Here is a 15292-nt window from a genome sequence, read left to right on the forward strand (position 1 = left end):
GAAGAGTCAGCGGTTTGTTGGAGCACAGCGCCTCAAGAGCAGGCGACGACCATCAGGAACATGGCTGTGCAGATTGGCTTCCATTGTAAAAACGCGCTGCGATAACGCCGCGTTGAGAGGAGATAGGACCATGGCACTGTTAATCATTGGCGGAATGGGTTACGCCCTGCTGGTCATGTTCATGCTGGGCGCGATGATGCTTTCCGGACGATCCTCGGATCGCGAAGCGCGTCGGCTGCAGCCGGTACAGGTCAGCACTTCAAAGCCTGTCGCCCGCAGCGACGCACAGCCGTCCAACGGCGGCTTCTCGGCCATGCCCGGCCGTAACGCTGCCTGATCTTCACACCACCTTGTGAAGGACAAAAGGCCGCTGCCCGAAAGGGCAGCGGCCTTTGCGTGTCCGGCACCGCCATCGCGCACGCGGTCAAGGGCAGTCAATCCGTCGACCCCGGGCGGTCTCAATGACACAAAAAAACGGCCTGCATGATATGCAGGCCGTTTTTGTGTCAAGAAACGTTACAGCGGTTACGCAGGCGCTTACTTCTTGTTGCGCTTGCGGTCGGTTTCCTTGAGGTGCTTTTTGCGGATGCGGATAAAGCCGGGCGTGACTTCCACCAGCTCGTCGCTGTCCAGAAACTCGATGGCCTGTTCCAGCGTGAAGCGGATCGGCGGCGTCAGCACGATGTTTTCATCGTTACCGGAAGCACGCATGTTATCGAGCTTCTTGCCCTTGGTCGGGTTGACCACCATGTCGTCGGAACGGTTGTTGATGCCGATCAGCATGCCTTCATAGACCTCGGTGCCGTGATCGATGATCAGCTTGCCACGATCCTGCAGGGCGTAGAGCGCGTAGGCCAGCGCCTTGCCATCGACCATCGAGACCAGTACACCGTTACGGCGCTCGACGCCGGCGCCTTCCTTCAGCGGACCGTAGTGGTCAAAGCGGCTGGTCAAAATGCCGGTACCGGAGGTCATGGTCAGAAACTGCGAGCGGAAACCGATCAGGCCGCGCGAGGGAATCATGAAATCCAGGCGCACACGACCCTTGCCGTCCGGGTTCATGTTGGTCAGCTCGCCCTTGCGATAGCCCAGCTCTTCCATGACAGAGCCCTGATGCTGCTCTTCACAGTCGATGATGACCTCTTCGTAGGGCTCCTGCTTCACGCCATCGATCTCGCGGATGATGACCTCGGGGCGGCCCACGGCCAGCTCGTAGCCTTCACGACGCATGGATTCGATCAGCACCGACAGGTGCAGCTCGCCACGCCCGGAGACCTTGAACTTCTCGGCCGATTCACCCTGTTCAACACGCAGGGCCACGTTGTGGATCAGTTCCTGATCCAGACGGTCCTTGATGTTACGGCTGGTGACGTACTTGCCATCACGGCCGGCGAAGGGCGAATCGTTGACCTGGAAGGTCATCGAGACGGTCGGCTCATCCACGGTCAGCGCCGGCAGCGCTTCGACGTTGGACGGGTCACAGATCGTATCGGAGATGGCCAGATCGTCGATGCCGGTAATGCAGACGATGTCGCCGGCACTGACTTCGTCGGCCTGGACACGCTCAAGACCCAGGTGGGTCATGACCTGACCGATCTTGCCCTTGCGGGTCACACCCTGACGGGAAATGATGCTGACCTGCTGATTGGGACGCACGCGACCGCGCTTGACGCGGCCCAGACCGATGACGCCCACGTAGCTGTTGTAGTCCAGTGCCGAAATCTGCATCTGGAAGGGGCCGTCAAGTTCCACGGTCGGCTGCTCGACGATGTCAACGATGGCCTGGAACATCGGGTCCATGTTCTCGGACAGGTTTTCCGGGTCCATGCCGGCGATGCCGTTGAGCGCCGAGCAGTAGATGATCGGGAAGTCGAGCTGTTCGTCGGTGGCGCCCAGGTTGTCGAACAGATCAAAGATCTGGTCAATGACCCAGTCGGGACGCGCGCCCGGACGGTCAATCTTGTTGACCACCACGATCGGCTTGAGGCCCTGGGCAAACGCCTTCTGGGTCACAAAACGCGTTTGCGGCATCGGGCCGTCAACGGCATCGACCAGCAGCAGAACCGAGTCCACCATCGACATGACGCGCTCGACCTCACCACCAAAGTCGGCGTGCCCGGGGGTGTCGACGATGTTGATGTGGTAGTCGTGCCAGGTAATGGCCGTGTTCTTGGCCAGGATGGTGATGCCGCGTTCCTTCTCCTGGTCGTTGGAATCCATGATGCGTTCCTGGTTTTCCGCCTTGCGGTCCAGGGTGCCGGATTGCGCCAGCAGCTTGTCGACCAGCGTGGTCTTGCCGTGGTCAACGTGGGCAATAATGGCAATATTTCTCAGCTTCTCGATATTGCCGGAAGTAAGCGTATCGGACATAACGCGTTTTCACCTTTGTGTACACGCGCCTGTTCGGGTAGGAGCATGGCCGTGCGTTGTGATCAACGGCCATGTCAGCAGCGTGCAATAAATTTGGCCCCGCATTGTATAGGCTAAGTCGTCGGTCGAATAGCTGGAATCGTGGCGCAGGCGTTGAGAAGCCATGAAATCGGCAGATCGTGACAGGGTGACGACAGATGGCGCCCGGGTTGTGCGCTTTTTTGGTGCATCGGGGGCGTTTTGTGAGTGCTAATGGTGCATCGATAGGGGCTTTCGTCACCCCCGGCAACCCTGCATGACCCCACATGCGAGCAGTCCCTCATCCGTTTTCGATTTCAAGTTACTGTATTCGCGCATTTTTTGAACCAATTCAAATAAGCGTGCGCCATTTTGGCACGCTGCATGCATTATTTAGGGACACATCGGGACTTGCATGCACTGTGCTTGCGCGTGATACAACGGTGGCGAAGTGATGGCGTCCTGTTAACGGTTTTCAAGCAGTATCCCTTTTTATTGGAGGAGTCACATGTCAGAGAAAACGCTTGCCCTGATCGAAGAGAACGACATCAAGTGGGCCGATCTGCGCTTTACCGATACCAAGGGCAAGGAGCAGCACGTCACCATTCCCGCTCGCATGGTCGATGACGAGTTCTTTGAAACCGGACAGATGTTCGATGGCTCCTCCATCGGTGGCTGGAAGGGCATCAACGAGTCCGACATGATCCTGATGCCTCAGGACGGTTCCGGCTACATCGATCCCTTCACCGAAGACCCCACGGTCGTTTTGCGCTGCGACATCATCGAGCCGGCCACCATGCAGGGCTACGAGCGTGATCCGCGCTCGATCGCCAAGCGCGCCGAAGCCTATCTGGGCAGCACCGGCCTGGGCGACACGGCCTTTTTCGGTCCCGAGCCGGAGTTTTTCATCTTTGATGAAGTGCATTTCAAAAACGACATGCATCACTCCTTTTTCCGCATCTCTTCCGAAGAGGGCGCCTGGGAGACCGATGGCAAGTTCGAAGGCGGCAACATGGGCCACCGTCCGCGCGTCAAGGGCGGCTATTTCCCGGTCCCTCCGGTTGACTCCTTCCACGACATCCGCAGCGCCATGTGCTCGACGCTGGAAGCCGTGGGTCAGACCGTTGAAGTGCACCACCACGAAGTGGCCAACGCCGGTCAAAACGAAATCGGTGTGAAGTTCAACACGCTGGTGCAAAAGTGCGACGAAGTGCAGACCATGAAGTATGTGATCCACAACGTGGCACATGCCTATGGCAAGACCGCGACCTTCATGCCCAAGCCGATGGCCGGCGATAACGGCTCCGGCATGCACATCCACCAGTCCTTCTGGAAGGATGGCGAGAACATGTTCGCCGGCGACGAGTACGCGGGCCTGTCTGAAACCGCGCTGTACTACATCGGCGGTGTCATCAAGCATGCGCGTGCCCTGAACGCCTTCACCAACCCGTCGACCAACTCCTACAAGCGTCTGGTTCCGGGTTTTGAAGCGCCGGTCATGCTGGCCTACAGCGCGCGTAACCGCTCGGCCTCGATTCGTATTCCCTACACCGCAAGCCCCAAGGGCAAGCGTGTCGAGACCCGCTTCCCCGACCCGATGGCCAACCCGTACCTGGCCTTCTCGGCACTGTTGATGGCCGGTATCGACGGCATTCGCAACAAGATCCATCCGGGCGAGGCGCTGGACAAGAACCTGTACGACCTGCCGGCCGAAGAAGCGCTCAACGTACCCACGGTGGCTTCAAGCCTTGAAGAAGCCCTGCAGGCGCTCAAGGACGACCACGCCTTTTTGACCGAAGGCGGCGTGTTCACCGAAGAGATGATCGATGCCTACATCGAGCTCAAGATGGAAGACGTCACGGCCGTTCGCATGGTGCCAAGCCCCATGGAATACGACCTGTACTACAGCCTCTAAGGTCTGAGCTGCGGCCCCCATTACCGGGCCTGCAAGAGAAAAGCCCCGCTTTGGCGGGGCTTTTTATCGTCTGGTGCCTTAAAATTTCCGGCGATAATGAACGCCCATTATTTCTGTGGAACTGCTGCCGTGCCGGGTCGCCTTTGCCGTATGACGCTGTGGGTCGCCGTGGTCTGGTCACTGTTTTTGACCGCTATGCCACAGGCCGGCGCGGCGGTCTATCGCCACACCGATGAGCGGGGCAACGTCGTCTGGAGCGACCGCCCCGGCGGCACCCGAACCGATGTGCGTGCCCCGCAGGTGCTCTCACCCTCGAAAGTCTTGAGCGAGGCCGTTGCCACCCCATCGGCGCCCGCCGTTTTTACACCCTACCAGCGTGTGACCCTTGCGCCCCGGAGTGCGCCCGTGACCCTTGATCAGGCGCGCCGCGGTGTGCCCGTGCGCCTGGAGACCGTCCCGCGCCTTCGAGACAGCGACCGGGTGCAGCTCAGCGTGAACGGCAGGCCCCACCAGTCGCCGCTGGCCAGCCGGGTGCTGGTCGCCATGGGTCTTGAGGCCGGCCGTCACGAACTGGTAGCCGAAGTGCTCGACAGCAGCGGCACCGTTCGCCAGCGCTCACCGGTCATGACCCTTGAGATACTGCCCGCAGGCGCGCCGGCCTCGCGACCCTGATACCGCCGCCGCTGGCTCTTTTGCACCACAAAGGTGCACAATGGTCGGCTCGCTCTCCGGGTTGCGCCGCTTCCATGCCCATCCAGTGACAGGTTTTCCCCTTGTGGTGCGCGATCCGGCACATGTGGCGCGCTTTTTGCACTATCAAAGGGAAATAACGTTAACGAGGTGCTTCATGCATCAACGCCTGCTGGAACATCTCACCACGGCCGTGGTGCTGCTCGATGAGCAGTTGCGTGTTCGCTGGCTCAATCCGGCGGCGGAAGCCCTGATGGGGCTGAGCCTGTCGCGGGTCCAGGACACCCCGCTTGAGTGTCTGGAAGGCGAGGCAGGCCATATCGCCGCCATGCTGGCGGACGCCCTGCGTCGCCAGCACCCCTATACCCAGCGCGAGACCCAGCTTGCCATGGCCGGCGGCGAGCGCATCACGGTGGACTACACCGCCACGCCGCTGTCGAAAACCGAGCTGTTGCTCGAGTTCGAGCCGCGAGATCGGCTGATGCGAATCTCGCGCGAGGAGTCGCTGATCGCCCGTCAGGAGATGGTCAAGGTGCTCACCCGGGGGCTGGCCCACGAGGTCAAAAACCCCCTGGGCGGCATTCGTGGCGCGGCGCAGCTTTTAGAGCGTGACCTGCCCGATGAAAGCCTGACCGAATTTACCCGCATCATCATCGAAGAAGCCGACCGCCTGCGCGATCTGGTCGATCGCATGCTCGGGCCCAATCGGCCGGTCGAGCAGCAGCCCATCAACGTGCATGAAGTCGTCGAGCGGGTACGCGCGCTCTTGCAGGCCGAGACCGACACCATCGATCTGCAGCGGGACTACGACCCCAGCCTGCCGGCCATCATGGGCGATGCCGACCAGCTCATTCAGGCCGTGCTCAACGTCACCCGCAACGCCGTTCAGGCGCTCAAGGAAAACGCCACCGAGCAGCCGACCGTGACGCTGCGCACCCGGGCGCGGCGGCAGTTCACCCTGGGGGCCGAGCGCCACCGGCTGGTGTGCGAGGTCTGTGTGATCGACAACGGCCCCGGCGTGCCCGAGACGCTGGCGGAGTCGCTGTTTTACCCGATGATCTCCGGGCGGGCCGAGGGCAGCGGGCTGGGACTGTCCATTGCCCAGTCGATTCTGCATCAGCATCAGGGCCTGATCGAATGCGACAGCCGCCCCGGCCATACCGAGTTTCGTCTTCTGATTCCGCTGGAAGGCTTCAGTGAACCCGAGCACGACCGACATGCCAACGGAGGCACCCATGAGTGATACCGCCCGCGTCTATATCGTGGATGATGATCGCGCCATCCGCTGGGTACTCGAGCGCACGCTCGCCCAGCCCGATATCGAGGTATCAAGCTTTGAGCGGGCCGATCAGGCCGAAGAGGCGATCAATCGACAGGCGCCCGATGTCCTGCTCACCGATATCCGCATGCCGGGTGTCGACGGGCTGGATCTGATGGCGCGGGTGCGCGAGCGCCACACCGACATGCCGGTAATCATCATGACCGCGCATTCGGATCTCGACAGCGCCGTGGCCTCCTATCAGGGCGGGGCGTTCGAGTATCTGCCCAAGCCCTTTGATGTCGACGATGCGCTCTCCCTGGTGCGTCGCGCCATTGCCCATGCTCGCGAGCGTCAGGCCCCGGCGCGCGCCCCCGAGGGCATTCAGGCCGAGATCATCGGCGAAGCGCCGGCCATGCAGGAGGTGTTTCGCGCCATCGGCCGGCTGTCGCACTCTCATATCACCGTGATGATCAACGGCGAGTCGGGCACCGGCAAGGAGCGGGTCGCTCGCGCCCTGCATCAGCACAGCCCGCGCGGGCATCAGCCCTTTATTGCGCTCAACATGGCGGCCATTCCGCGCGATCTGATGGAATCGGAGCTGTTCGGCCACGAAAAGGGCGCCTTTACCGGAGCGACGGCCCAGCGGCGCGGGCGCTTCGAGCAGGCCGATGGCGGCACGCTCTTTCTCGATGAGATCGGCGACATGCCGGCCGAGACCCAGACACGGCTGTTGCGCGTGCTGGCCGATGGCGAGTTTTATCGGGTCGGTGGGCATGTGCCGGTGCGAGTAGACGTGCGCATTATCGCTGCCACCCACCAGCATCTGGAGCAGCTGGTTGAGGAAGGGCGCTTTCGCGAGGATCTGTTTCACCGGCTTAACGTGATTCGCGTGCACCTGCCCAGACTCTCCGAGCGACGCGAGGATATCCCGCGGCTCGCCCGTCACTTTCTGGCCGAGGCCGCCCGCGAACTCTCCGCCGAGCCCAAGGTGCTCACCGAGGCCGCCGAGCAGCATCTCTCGCATCTGCCCTGGCCGGGCAACGTGCGCCAGCTGGAAAACACCTGTCGCTGGCTGACCGTCATGGCCTCCAGTCGCGAGGTGCTCGTCGATGATCTGCCGCCGGAGCTTCGTGATCTCGAGCGCCCCGGAGAAGGCACCGGTGACTGGCGCCACGCCTTTCGCGAATGGGCCGACCGGGCGCTGGCCGCCGGCCACACGCACCTGCTGGAAGAGGCCGTGCCGGATTTCGAGCGTATTCTGATCGAGACTGCCCTCAAGCACACCGGTGGGCGCAAGGGCGAGGCCGCCGAGCTGCTGGGCTGGGGGCGCAACACCCTGACTCGCAAGCTCAAGGTGCTGCTGCCGGCGCTGGCCGACAGCGCCGACTAGATCGGCGGCTCGGGGCCGGGGTGCCAACGCGCCGTGTTGGTGCGTTATGGGACAAACGTATAAAGTAGGTCGCCATCAAGGATGGGCCGTCAAAGCCCATCGCCGGTTTCTGATGTTCAGGAGTTGTCATGGCTACCCCTTCCCAGCACGATCTGCGCCACCAGTTTCGCGACCTTCTCGCCCGCGAGGACTGCTTTTTTACCGCCTCGACGTTTGATCCCATGTCCGCGCGTATCGCGGCGGATCTGGGCTTTGAGGTCGGCATTCTGGGCGGCTCGGTCGCCTCGCTGCAGGTACTGGCCGCGCCCGATTTTGCCCTGATTACGCTCAGTGAATTCGTTGAGCAGGCCACCCGCATCGGCCGCGTGGCGCGTCTGCCGATCATTGCCGATGCCGACCACGGCTACGGCAACGCGCTCAACGTCATGCGCACCATTACCGAGCTCGAACGCGCCGGTGTGGCCGCGCTGACCATCGAGGACACCCTGCTGCCGGCCAAGTACGGGCGCAAGTCCACCGATCTGGTGCCGCTGGAAGAGGGCGTCGGCAAGATTCGCGCCGCACTTGAGGCGCGTATCGACCCGGCCATGGCCATTCTGGCCCGCACCAATGCCGGCGTGCTCAGCACCGAAGACGCCACCACCCGCGCCATGGCCTACGAACGCGCCGGCGCCGACGGCATCTGCATGGTCGGCATTCGCGATTTCGATCATCTGGAAGCCATTGCTCAGCATTTGACCATCCCGCTGATGCTGGTTACCTACGACAACCCCGAATTGCGCGACCGAGAGCGTCTCGCGCGGGCCGGTGTGCGTGTGGTGGTCAACGGGCACGGCGCCTATTTTGCCGCCATCAAGGCCACCTATGACTGCCTTCGCGAGCAGCGCCAGATCGCCGATGGCAACCTCAACGCCTCCGAGCTCTCCACCCGCTATTCGACGCTTGAAGACAACCGCGAGTGGGCGCGACGCTACATGGACGTCAACGAATAGATGGACGTCAACGAATAAGTACCGGAAAGGGCAGGGCCGGCAGGCCATCCATCAATGAACGGCCGGCGCCTGCCGCGCGGGTCACAGGGGACGAGGCGAGATGAGTCAAATGCAGTGGGAGCAGTTGCTGGCCCCCGTGCGTCTGGATGACAAGACGACCGAGCGCGAGCGCGAAATCGGCCGCAGTCCTTTCCACAAGGACTTTGATCGCATCGTCTTTTCCGGCTCCTTTCGCCGTCTGGGACGCAAGACACAGGTCCATCCGCTGACCGAAAACGATCATATCCACACCCGGTTGACCCACTCGCTGGAAGTCGGCTGCGTGGGTCGAAGCCTGGGCATGATCGTCGGCGAGCGCCTGAGCGACCGCCTGCCGGGCTGGATCACCCCCGCCGACATGGGCGTGATCGTGCAGGCGGCGTGTTTGAGTCACGACATCGGCAATCCGCCCTTCGGTCATGCCGGCGAATACGCCATCCGCGACTGGTTCAAGCGCGCCGAGGCCGACGGCACCGGCTTTCTGGAGGCGCTGACCCCGACCCAGCGGGCGGATCTTCTGACCTATGAAGGCAACGCCCAGGGGTTCCGGGTCGTCACCCAGATCGAGTACAACCAGTTCAACGGCGGTATGCGCCTGACCGCCCCGACGCTGGGCGCGATGCTCAAGTACCCCTGGACGGTGGAGCGGGCGGGCCTGGCCGGCAAGTTCGGCGCCTATCAGTCGGAAAGCGAGCAGCTCGAGCGCGTCGCCGGCCTGCTGGGGCTCAAGCGGCTGAGCGACCACGCCTGGTGTCGCCATCCCTTTGCCTGGCTGGTCGAGGCCGCCGATGACATCTGTTACGCCCTGCTCGATCTCGAGGATGGCCTTGAGATGGGCATTCTGCGCTTTGAGGAAGTCGCCGGCGTACTGACCCATATTGCCGGCGGCGAGCCCGAGGAGTACGCCCGCATGGCGCGCGACAACGTCTCCCAGCGCCGGCGCGTGGCCGCCCTGCGCGGCGCGGCGATGGAGCGGGCGGTCAACGAGGTGGCAGCGACCTTTGTCACCCACGAACAGGCGCTGCTCGAGGGCAGCCTGGAAGACGACCTGCTCGATCTGTGCCATCCGGACCTGGGCTGGGGCGTGAGCGAGGCCAAGAAAATCGCCCGCGATCGCATCTTTCGCAACGCCCGCAAGGCCAAGCTCGAGATCGGCGCCTACACCACGCTGGGCATTCTGCTCGAAGCCTTTATCGGCGCAGCGCATGAGCTGCACTTCACCGGGCAGTCCAGCTTCAAGCATCAGCGCGTGCTGGCACTCATCGGGGAGAACACCCCCAAAACCCAATGGCCGCTGTATGACAGCTACCGACGCATGCTCGATTTCATCGGCGGCATGACGGACAACTTCGCCGTCGATCTGGCTCAGGAAATGGGCGGACGGCTGCGTGGGGAATAGTCCCTGTTGATGCAGTGACGGGGCATCACTGGTCGCAGCGTGAGGCCCTGCAGGGTTTCAAAAGGCGGCTGGTCACTCAAGCGACAGGGCGCAGCAATTGTTAATGAATGGATCAGTTTTGCGAGTATGGGGTGCGGTCAGCGTGCTGTGTCTGGCCTCCTTTACGATGGTCACGACCGAGTTCGCCCCTATCGGTCTGCTGTCTCAAATCGCGATGGATCTGGACGAGTCGCCCTCCACCGTCGGGTTGACGGTCACTCTGTATGCCTGGATTGGCGCCGCCAGCGGGTTGTTGTCCGGTTGGGTCAACAATCGGATGCCCCGAAAGACACTGCTGATTGCCCTGATGATGATTCTTTGCACCTCCAGTACGCTGGCGGCCCTGTCCACCGATCTACTGACACTACTAGGCGCCCGGGCACTGGGCGCCGTTGCCCATGGTGTGTTCTGGGCCAACGTTGCCGCCACCGCAGCCCATATCGTTCCAGCACACCGGGTCGGGCTGGCCACCTCCATCGTGCTTGGCGGCATCACGGTGGCGACCGTCATGGGGGTACCCCTGACCAATCTGACCGGCCAGCACAGCGGCTGGCGTACTGCCTTTTTCTGTCTGGGAGGCCTGGCCGCCATCAGTGCCGGCGCAATGGCGCTGATGCTGCCTTCAATGGAGATCAAATCGCCATCCGGTGGGGCGGGACTGGTGGGAGCCCTCAAACGTCGGGATCTTGTGCTGACTTTCATCATCACTGGCCTGACCGCCGCGTCGCACTTTGGGGCCTATACCTTTATCGAGCCGTTTATAGGAGAAATTCCTGATATCAACGCTCGCTGGACGGCTTTTCTTTTGTTTGCCTTCGGCGCCGCAGGCTTTGCCGGCAACCTGCTGAGCGCCTTTTTTGTCGACTGTTGCCTGAAGCCTTTCATCTTTACGGCACTGATGACAATGATGCTGGCGCTGATCGTGCTGGGCACTGGCGGCCCGGCCATGGGGATCGGCCAGGTCATTTCACTGCTGGTGATCTGGGGTATGGCCATTGCGGCCCTGTTTACAGGTCTGCAGACATGGGTGCTCAGAATTGCCGGTGGTCATACCGTACCGGCAACCGCGATTCATACGGCGGTGCTCAATAGTGCCATCGGGCTGGGTGTCATCATGGGCGGCGGCGCACTGGAATGGCTAGGGCTCAGGGCGGCGATGCTGTTCGCTGGTCTTTTGGTGTTGCCGGCTTTGGTGCTGATGGGGGCTGCCAGCGCCGGTATGCGATCCGACAGGGCGCGGTGCGTTGAAAATGAAACCGGCTGAGTCAGCCATGTGCCTTCCGAGCATGGTCGTCATGGTTTTTGCTGTCGGAAAGACGGGAGAGATTAGCGAGGGCAGGCAGAGCGCGTCCCCGACACGCCCTGTCTGTGCCCATATCATGCCCTTTTAAAACCACACCTCCATCTGGGTGCCGAAGGTCCATTCGCTGCCGGTAAAGTCGTCGCTGCCCAGCGCGTCCTCATCCGAGAAGCGGTTGAGATCCTTGTCCCAGTCGCTCCAGGTGGCGAAAAAGCGAATCTCGGGGCGCAGCCCGAAACCGCCGACCTGTGGTTTGATGGTGGGGGCAACGGTGAGTCGCGTGTAGCCGCCGTTGACGTCGTTGAGCCCAGCGTAGCCGTTGGGGTCGAGATCCATCCACTGATAGCTCGCCTCGTACTGCATTTCGAAGTTCTCGGTCAGCTCGTTGGCCAGCCGCGCGCTAAGCGTTGCCCAGTCGTAACTGTCGCCGTTGGCGTAGCGGTCGCGGCTGGTCTGGGCCAGCAGGGACGGCGCGATGCGCCAGTTCGGTGACAGATAGGTGGTGCCATACAGCGCCAGCCGGGTCGTGTGGGCGTCGTCATTGAGGTTGCCGTCGGCCCCCAGATCCTTGACCTCACCGCCCAGACCGCGCCCGTGCATTGCCGCCGCCTTGAAGGTGCCTTCCCCCATCCCGAAGAAGCTGTCGCCGTGGTAGGCGACCATGGTGTGGAAGCCGTTTTCGGCAGCGTTATCGCTTGCCAGGTTGTTGTCCGGGTCGTTGTCGCGCTCATCGTTGTCGTTGGCCGACATGCCGCTGATCATCCACTGCCAGGGGCCGAAGCGGTTGTTGGAGCTCAGGATCAGGTTGTCGGTACTGCCTTCCAGACCCGGCTGCTCGCGGGTGGCAATGGGATAGTCGCTGAAGCTGCGACCGTAGAGCGAGACGCTTGTGTCCCAACCGTCGGTGACGGCGACGTCGTAGATTCCCGCCCCGGTACCGGCGAGAAAGATAATATCGCTGTCGATCCACTCGATGTTGAAGTTGTCGCGGTCAAAGCGCTTGCCCGCCCAGATCGAGGCGTTTTCGAACGCGCCGGTAAAGCCCGGCAGGTCACTGAACTCGACAAAGGCCTGGCGCAGATTGAGTTCCGATTCATCGGCGGTCCAGTCGTTGCTGGTGGTGGTGCTGTCGGCCAGCATGACGCGATATAGCGAGTGCGCGCCGTTGTCGAAGCGCTGGTTGTAGTCAAAGACCGTCTCGACGTAGGTGTCCGGCTCGTTGCCCAGACGCCCCACGGCGCCGCCGGAGCGGCCGGCCGGGGTCAGATAGGGCCCGCCGGGCGCGCTCTTGCGATCGCTGCCGATCAAGAGCCCGGAACGGGCGTAGACACTCATCGACAGCCCTTCGCCTTCGCCCTCCTCCTGGCGGATCTCTGACGGAATGCCGGGCGCTGAAAGCTCCTCATCCCCAGAGGTCTGCGGGACGTTATCCTGCTGCGCCAGCTGCGGCTCCGGGGCCTGCTGCGCCGAAGTCCGCTGCTCTGCCAGCGCCGTCTCTGCCTGAACAGCACGCTGCTCTGCCTGACTGGCGCGACGCTCGGAGGCGGCCACCCGGGCTTCCAGCTCGGCGAGACGTTCCTCGATGGACCGGTCAGCGGCGAGCGCGCCGGTCGGCAGGGCCATCGCCAGCGCGACGGCGGCGGCCAGCGGATGACGCGGGAAGCGGAAAGGCGAAGGCATGGCAGTGTCCCTTGTTCGTTTTGTTGGCGTGATCCGGCTGCTCGACACATCGGCAGTCTTGTTGTGTGCGCTTCATGCACGGGATCGAAAGAACTTAACGATCCCTTGATAAGCTTTCATTAATACATTCGTCTCTGTGACAAAGGGCTATCAATCCATGGTCCAATGTCGCCATCGTGTCGGTAAAAGTACCTTTCCGGGTCGACTTAAACGATTAAGACAGGCGTCTGGTGTTCAGCCTGTGGAGGCGTTGCGATGAAACCCGGGTTGATTCCTGCGAGCTGTTTTCTGGCGGTCATTGGCGCTGTCTCGCCCGGAAAAGGCAGTCCGAAAAGCTAATCGGCAATGGCCTTTTTTAAGCCATCGTTAGCAGTAACACTGTTGGTAGTTGAGCCATCACTGAGCGTGTGACGCTGGCGTTTGCCCCGCATCGGGCCCATCTTTTCGATCATAACGGCCGGGCGTTGCCGCTGGCCGACGCCGGGCGCACCGATGCGCCGGCAACGATGTCCTGAACTTCTCACACACGACGGAAGCGCATATGACTCAGCAGCATTCCCGGCCACAGTGGTGGCATGACGCCGTGATCTATCAGATCTATCCGCGCAGCTTCATGGATGCCAACGGCGATGGCATTGGCGATCTGGAAGGCATTACGCAGCGGCTCGACTACCTGGCGAACCTGGGGGTCGATGCGCTCTGGCTCTCACCCTTTTACCGCTCGCCGCAGGCGGATGCCGGCTACGATGTGGCCGATTACCGCGACGTCGACCCGCTGTTCGGTACGCTCGAGGATTTCGATGCGTTGCTGTCGGGTGCCCATGAGCGGGCCATGCGGATCATCGTGGACATCGTGCCCAACCATACCTCCAGCGAGCACGTCTGGTTTCAGGAGGCACTGGCCTCACCCTCCGGCAGCCGGGAACGGGCGCGCTACATGTTCCGGGAAGGGCGTGGCGGAAACGGCGAGCAGCCGCCCAACAACTGGCAGAGCGTGTTCGGCGGTCCGGCCTGGACGCAGGTGCCCGGTGAGCGCGAGTGGTACCTGCATCTTTTTGATTCCAGCCAGCCCGATCTCGACTGGCACAACCCCGAGGTGCTCGAGGAGTTCGACAACGTGCTGCGCTTCTGGCTCAAGCGTGGCGTTGACGGGTTTCGCATCGATGTTGCCCACGGCATGATCAAGGCGCCGGGACTGCCGGACTGGGACGGCAGCCAGGCCATGATCGAGGGCGGCAACCCGGGGCCAATGTGGGATCAGGACGGCGTGCACGACATCTATCGCCGCTGGAACCGGGTACTGACCGAGTTCGGGCGTGATCGCATGATGGTGGCGGAGGCCTGGGTGCATCCGCCCTCTAAAACGGCGCGCTATGTGCGCCCTGACGAGATGCAGCAGGCGTTCAACTTCGACTATCTGCTTGCCCCCTGGGATGCGGACAAGCTGCGCCACGTCATCGATACCTCACTTGAGAGCTATGGCGCGGTCGAGGCGCCCACCACCTGGGTCATGTCCAACCATGACAGCGTGCGCCACGCCTCACGGCTGGGCCTGTCACGCCCCGGCGCGCGGCCCAACGGCATCGATGCCGACAGTGAACAGCCCGATGAGGCGCTGGGCCTGCGTCGAGCGCGAGCGCTCATCATGCTGACGCTGGCCCTGCCGGGTTCGGCCTATCTCTATCAGGGCGAGGAGCTGGGGCTGCCGGATCACACCACCATGCCGGCGCGCTATCGCCAGGACCCGACCTTCCATCGCACCAACGGCGAACAGATCGGCCGTGACGGCTGCCGGGTGCCGCTGCCCTGGCGCGCCGATACGCCGGCGTTCGGCTTTAGTACCACCGGCGAGAGCTGGCTGCCGCAGCCGGAGAGCTACGCCCGCTACACTGCCGATCGCCAGCTGGAGGATGAAAGCTCGACGCTGTCGCTCTATCGCCATCTGCTGGCCATGCGCCACGAGCACGGACTGGGTCATGGTCAGCTGGTCTGGCAAAAGAGCCCGCGCGCCGACGTGCTGTGCCTGTCCAACGGGGCCGTCACCGTGATGCTCAATCTGGGCGAGGCGCCGGTGGCGCTGCCTGAGGGGCGCGTGGCGCTGCAGAGCGTGACGGACGCCGTCAGTGACGATCACCTGGCCGGCAATGCGGCCGTCTGGCTGACGACGCAGTGACGCCGGCCGGGCGACGCGTCATGGCA

11 protein-coding genes are annotated in these 15292 nt (G+C 62.6%); 9 read left to right on the plus strand and 2 right to left on the minus strand.

Annotation, left to right across the window (positions count from 1 at the left end):
• Positions 1-130 precede the first annotated feature (130 nt).
• On the plus strand, positions 131-337 hold the full coding sequence (locus ACXMYO_RS15045; protein WP_438765740.1) for a hypothetical protein: 207 nt from the start codon (positions 131-133) through the stop codon (positions 335-337).
• 200 nt (positions 338-537) lie between these two features.
• Here the strand turns inward: ACXMYO_RS15045 and typA are convergent, their stop codons facing one another.
• A complete protein-coding gene (typA, locus tag ACXMYO_RS15050; protein WP_457809315.1) occupies positions 538-2370 on the minus strand; it encodes a translational GTPase TypA in 1833 nt (610 codons plus the stop codon).
• A 526-nt stretch (positions 2371-2896) separates the two neighbouring features.
• Here typA and glnA point away from each other — a divergent pair.
• The 7 genes from glnA to ACXMYO_RS15085 all read left to right on the plus strand — a co-directional run bounded on the left by glnA (position 2897) and on the right by ACXMYO_RS15085 (position 11377).
• Positions 2897-4303: a glutamate--ammonia ligase gene (gene glnA, locus ACXMYO_RS15055; RefSeq protein ID WP_438765742.1), complete on the plus strand. Its 1407-nt coding sequence runs from the start codon at positions 2897-2899 to the stop codon at positions 4301-4303.
• A gap of 150 nt (positions 4304-4453) precedes the next feature.
• Positions 4454-4975 carry a DUF4124 domain-containing protein gene (locus ACXMYO_RS15060; protein WP_457809316.1) on the plus strand — a complete coding sequence of 174 codons (522 nt, stop codon included), beginning with the start codon at positions 4454-4456 and terminating at the stop codon, positions 4973-4975.
• Between the two features lie 175 nt (positions 4976-5150).
• Complete coding sequence (gene glnL, locus ACXMYO_RS15065) at positions 5151-6236, plus strand: nitrogen regulation protein NR(II) (protein ID WP_438765744.1); 1086 nt, start codon at positions 5151-5153, stop codon at positions 6234-6236.
• Positions 6229-7644 carry a nitrogen regulation protein NR(I) gene (ntrC, locus tag ACXMYO_RS15070; RefSeq protein WP_438765745.1) on the plus strand — a complete coding sequence of 472 codons (1416 nt, stop codon included), beginning with the start codon at positions 6229-6231 and terminating at the stop codon, positions 7642-7644. The genes glnL and ntrC overlap by 8 nt, the downstream gene beginning before the upstream one ends.
• Positions 7645-7772: 128 nt before the next feature.
• On the plus strand, positions 7773-8636 hold the full coding sequence (locus tag ACXMYO_RS15075) for an isocitrate lyase/PEP mutase family protein (protein WP_457809317.1): 864 nt from the start codon (positions 7773-7775) through the stop codon (positions 8634-8636).
• A gap of 100 nt (positions 8637-8736) precedes the next feature.
• Positions 8737-10074, plus strand: a complete 1338-nt coding sequence (locus ACXMYO_RS15080) for a deoxyguanosinetriphosphate triphosphohydrolase (protein WP_438765748.1) — start codon at positions 8737-8739, stop codon at positions 10072-10074.
• A gap of 118 nt (positions 10075-10192) precedes the next feature.
• A complete protein-coding gene (locus ACXMYO_RS15085; protein ID WP_457809318.1) occupies positions 10193-11377 on the plus strand; it encodes an MFS transporter in 1185 nt (394 codons plus the stop codon).
• Between the two features lie 123 nt (positions 11378-11500).
• Here ACXMYO_RS15085 and ACXMYO_RS15090 read toward each other — a convergent pair whose 3' ends face one another.
• Complete coding sequence (locus tag ACXMYO_RS15090) at positions 11501-13093, minus strand: carbohydrate porin (protein WP_457809319.1); 1593 nt, start codon at positions 13091-13093, stop codon at positions 11501-11503.
• Positions 13094-13634: 541 nt separating this feature from the next.
• Here ACXMYO_RS15090 and ACXMYO_RS15095 point away from each other — a divergent pair.
• Positions 13635-15266, plus strand: a complete 1632-nt coding sequence (locus ACXMYO_RS15095) for a glycoside hydrolase family 13 protein (RefSeq protein WP_457809320.1) — start codon at positions 13635-13637, stop codon at positions 15264-15266.
• Positions 15267-15292 lie beyond the last annotated feature (26 nt).

It is taken from the genome of Kushneria sp. EE4, from assembly GCF_977968315.1.

Bases quoted from the DNA above. Each gene is read 5' to 3' on its own strand.
- ACXMYO_RS15045 (WP_438765740.1), top strand. From the start codon at position 131: ATGGCACTGTTAATCATTGGCGGAATGGGTTACGCCCTGCTGGTCATG.
- typA (WP_457809315.1), bottom strand. From the start codon at position 2,370: ATGTCCGATACGCTTACTTCCGGCAATATCGAGAAGCTGAGAAATATT.
- glnA (WP_438765742.1), top strand. From the start codon at position 2,897: ATGTCAGAGAAAACGCTTGCCCTGATCGAAGAGAACGACATCAAGTGG.
- ACXMYO_RS15060 (WP_457809316.1), top strand. From the start codon at position 4,454: ATGACGCTGTGGGTCGCCGTGGTCTGGTCACTGTTTTTGACCGCTATG.
- glnL (WP_438765744.1), top strand. From the start codon at position 5,151: ATGCATCAACGCCTGCTGGAACATCTCACCACGGCCGTGGTGCTGCTC.
- ntrC (WP_438765745.1), top strand. From the start codon at position 6,229: ATGAGTGATACCGCCCGCGTCTATATCGTGGATGATGATCGCGCCATC.
- ACXMYO_RS15075 (WP_457809317.1), top strand. From the start codon at position 7,773: ATGGCTACCCCTTCCCAGCACGATCTGCGCCACCAGTTTCGCGACCTT.
- ACXMYO_RS15080 (WP_438765748.1), top strand. From the start codon at position 8,737: ATGAGTCAAATGCAGTGGGAGCAGTTGCTGGCCCCCGTGCGTCTGGAT.
- ACXMYO_RS15090 (WP_457809319.1), bottom strand. From the start codon at position 13,093: ATGCCTTCGCCTTTCCGCTTCCCGCGTCATCCGCTGGCCGCCGCCGTC.
- ACXMYO_RS15095 (WP_457809320.1), top strand. From the start codon at position 13,635: ATGACTCAGCAGCATTCCCGGCCACAGTGGTGGCATGACGCCGTGATC.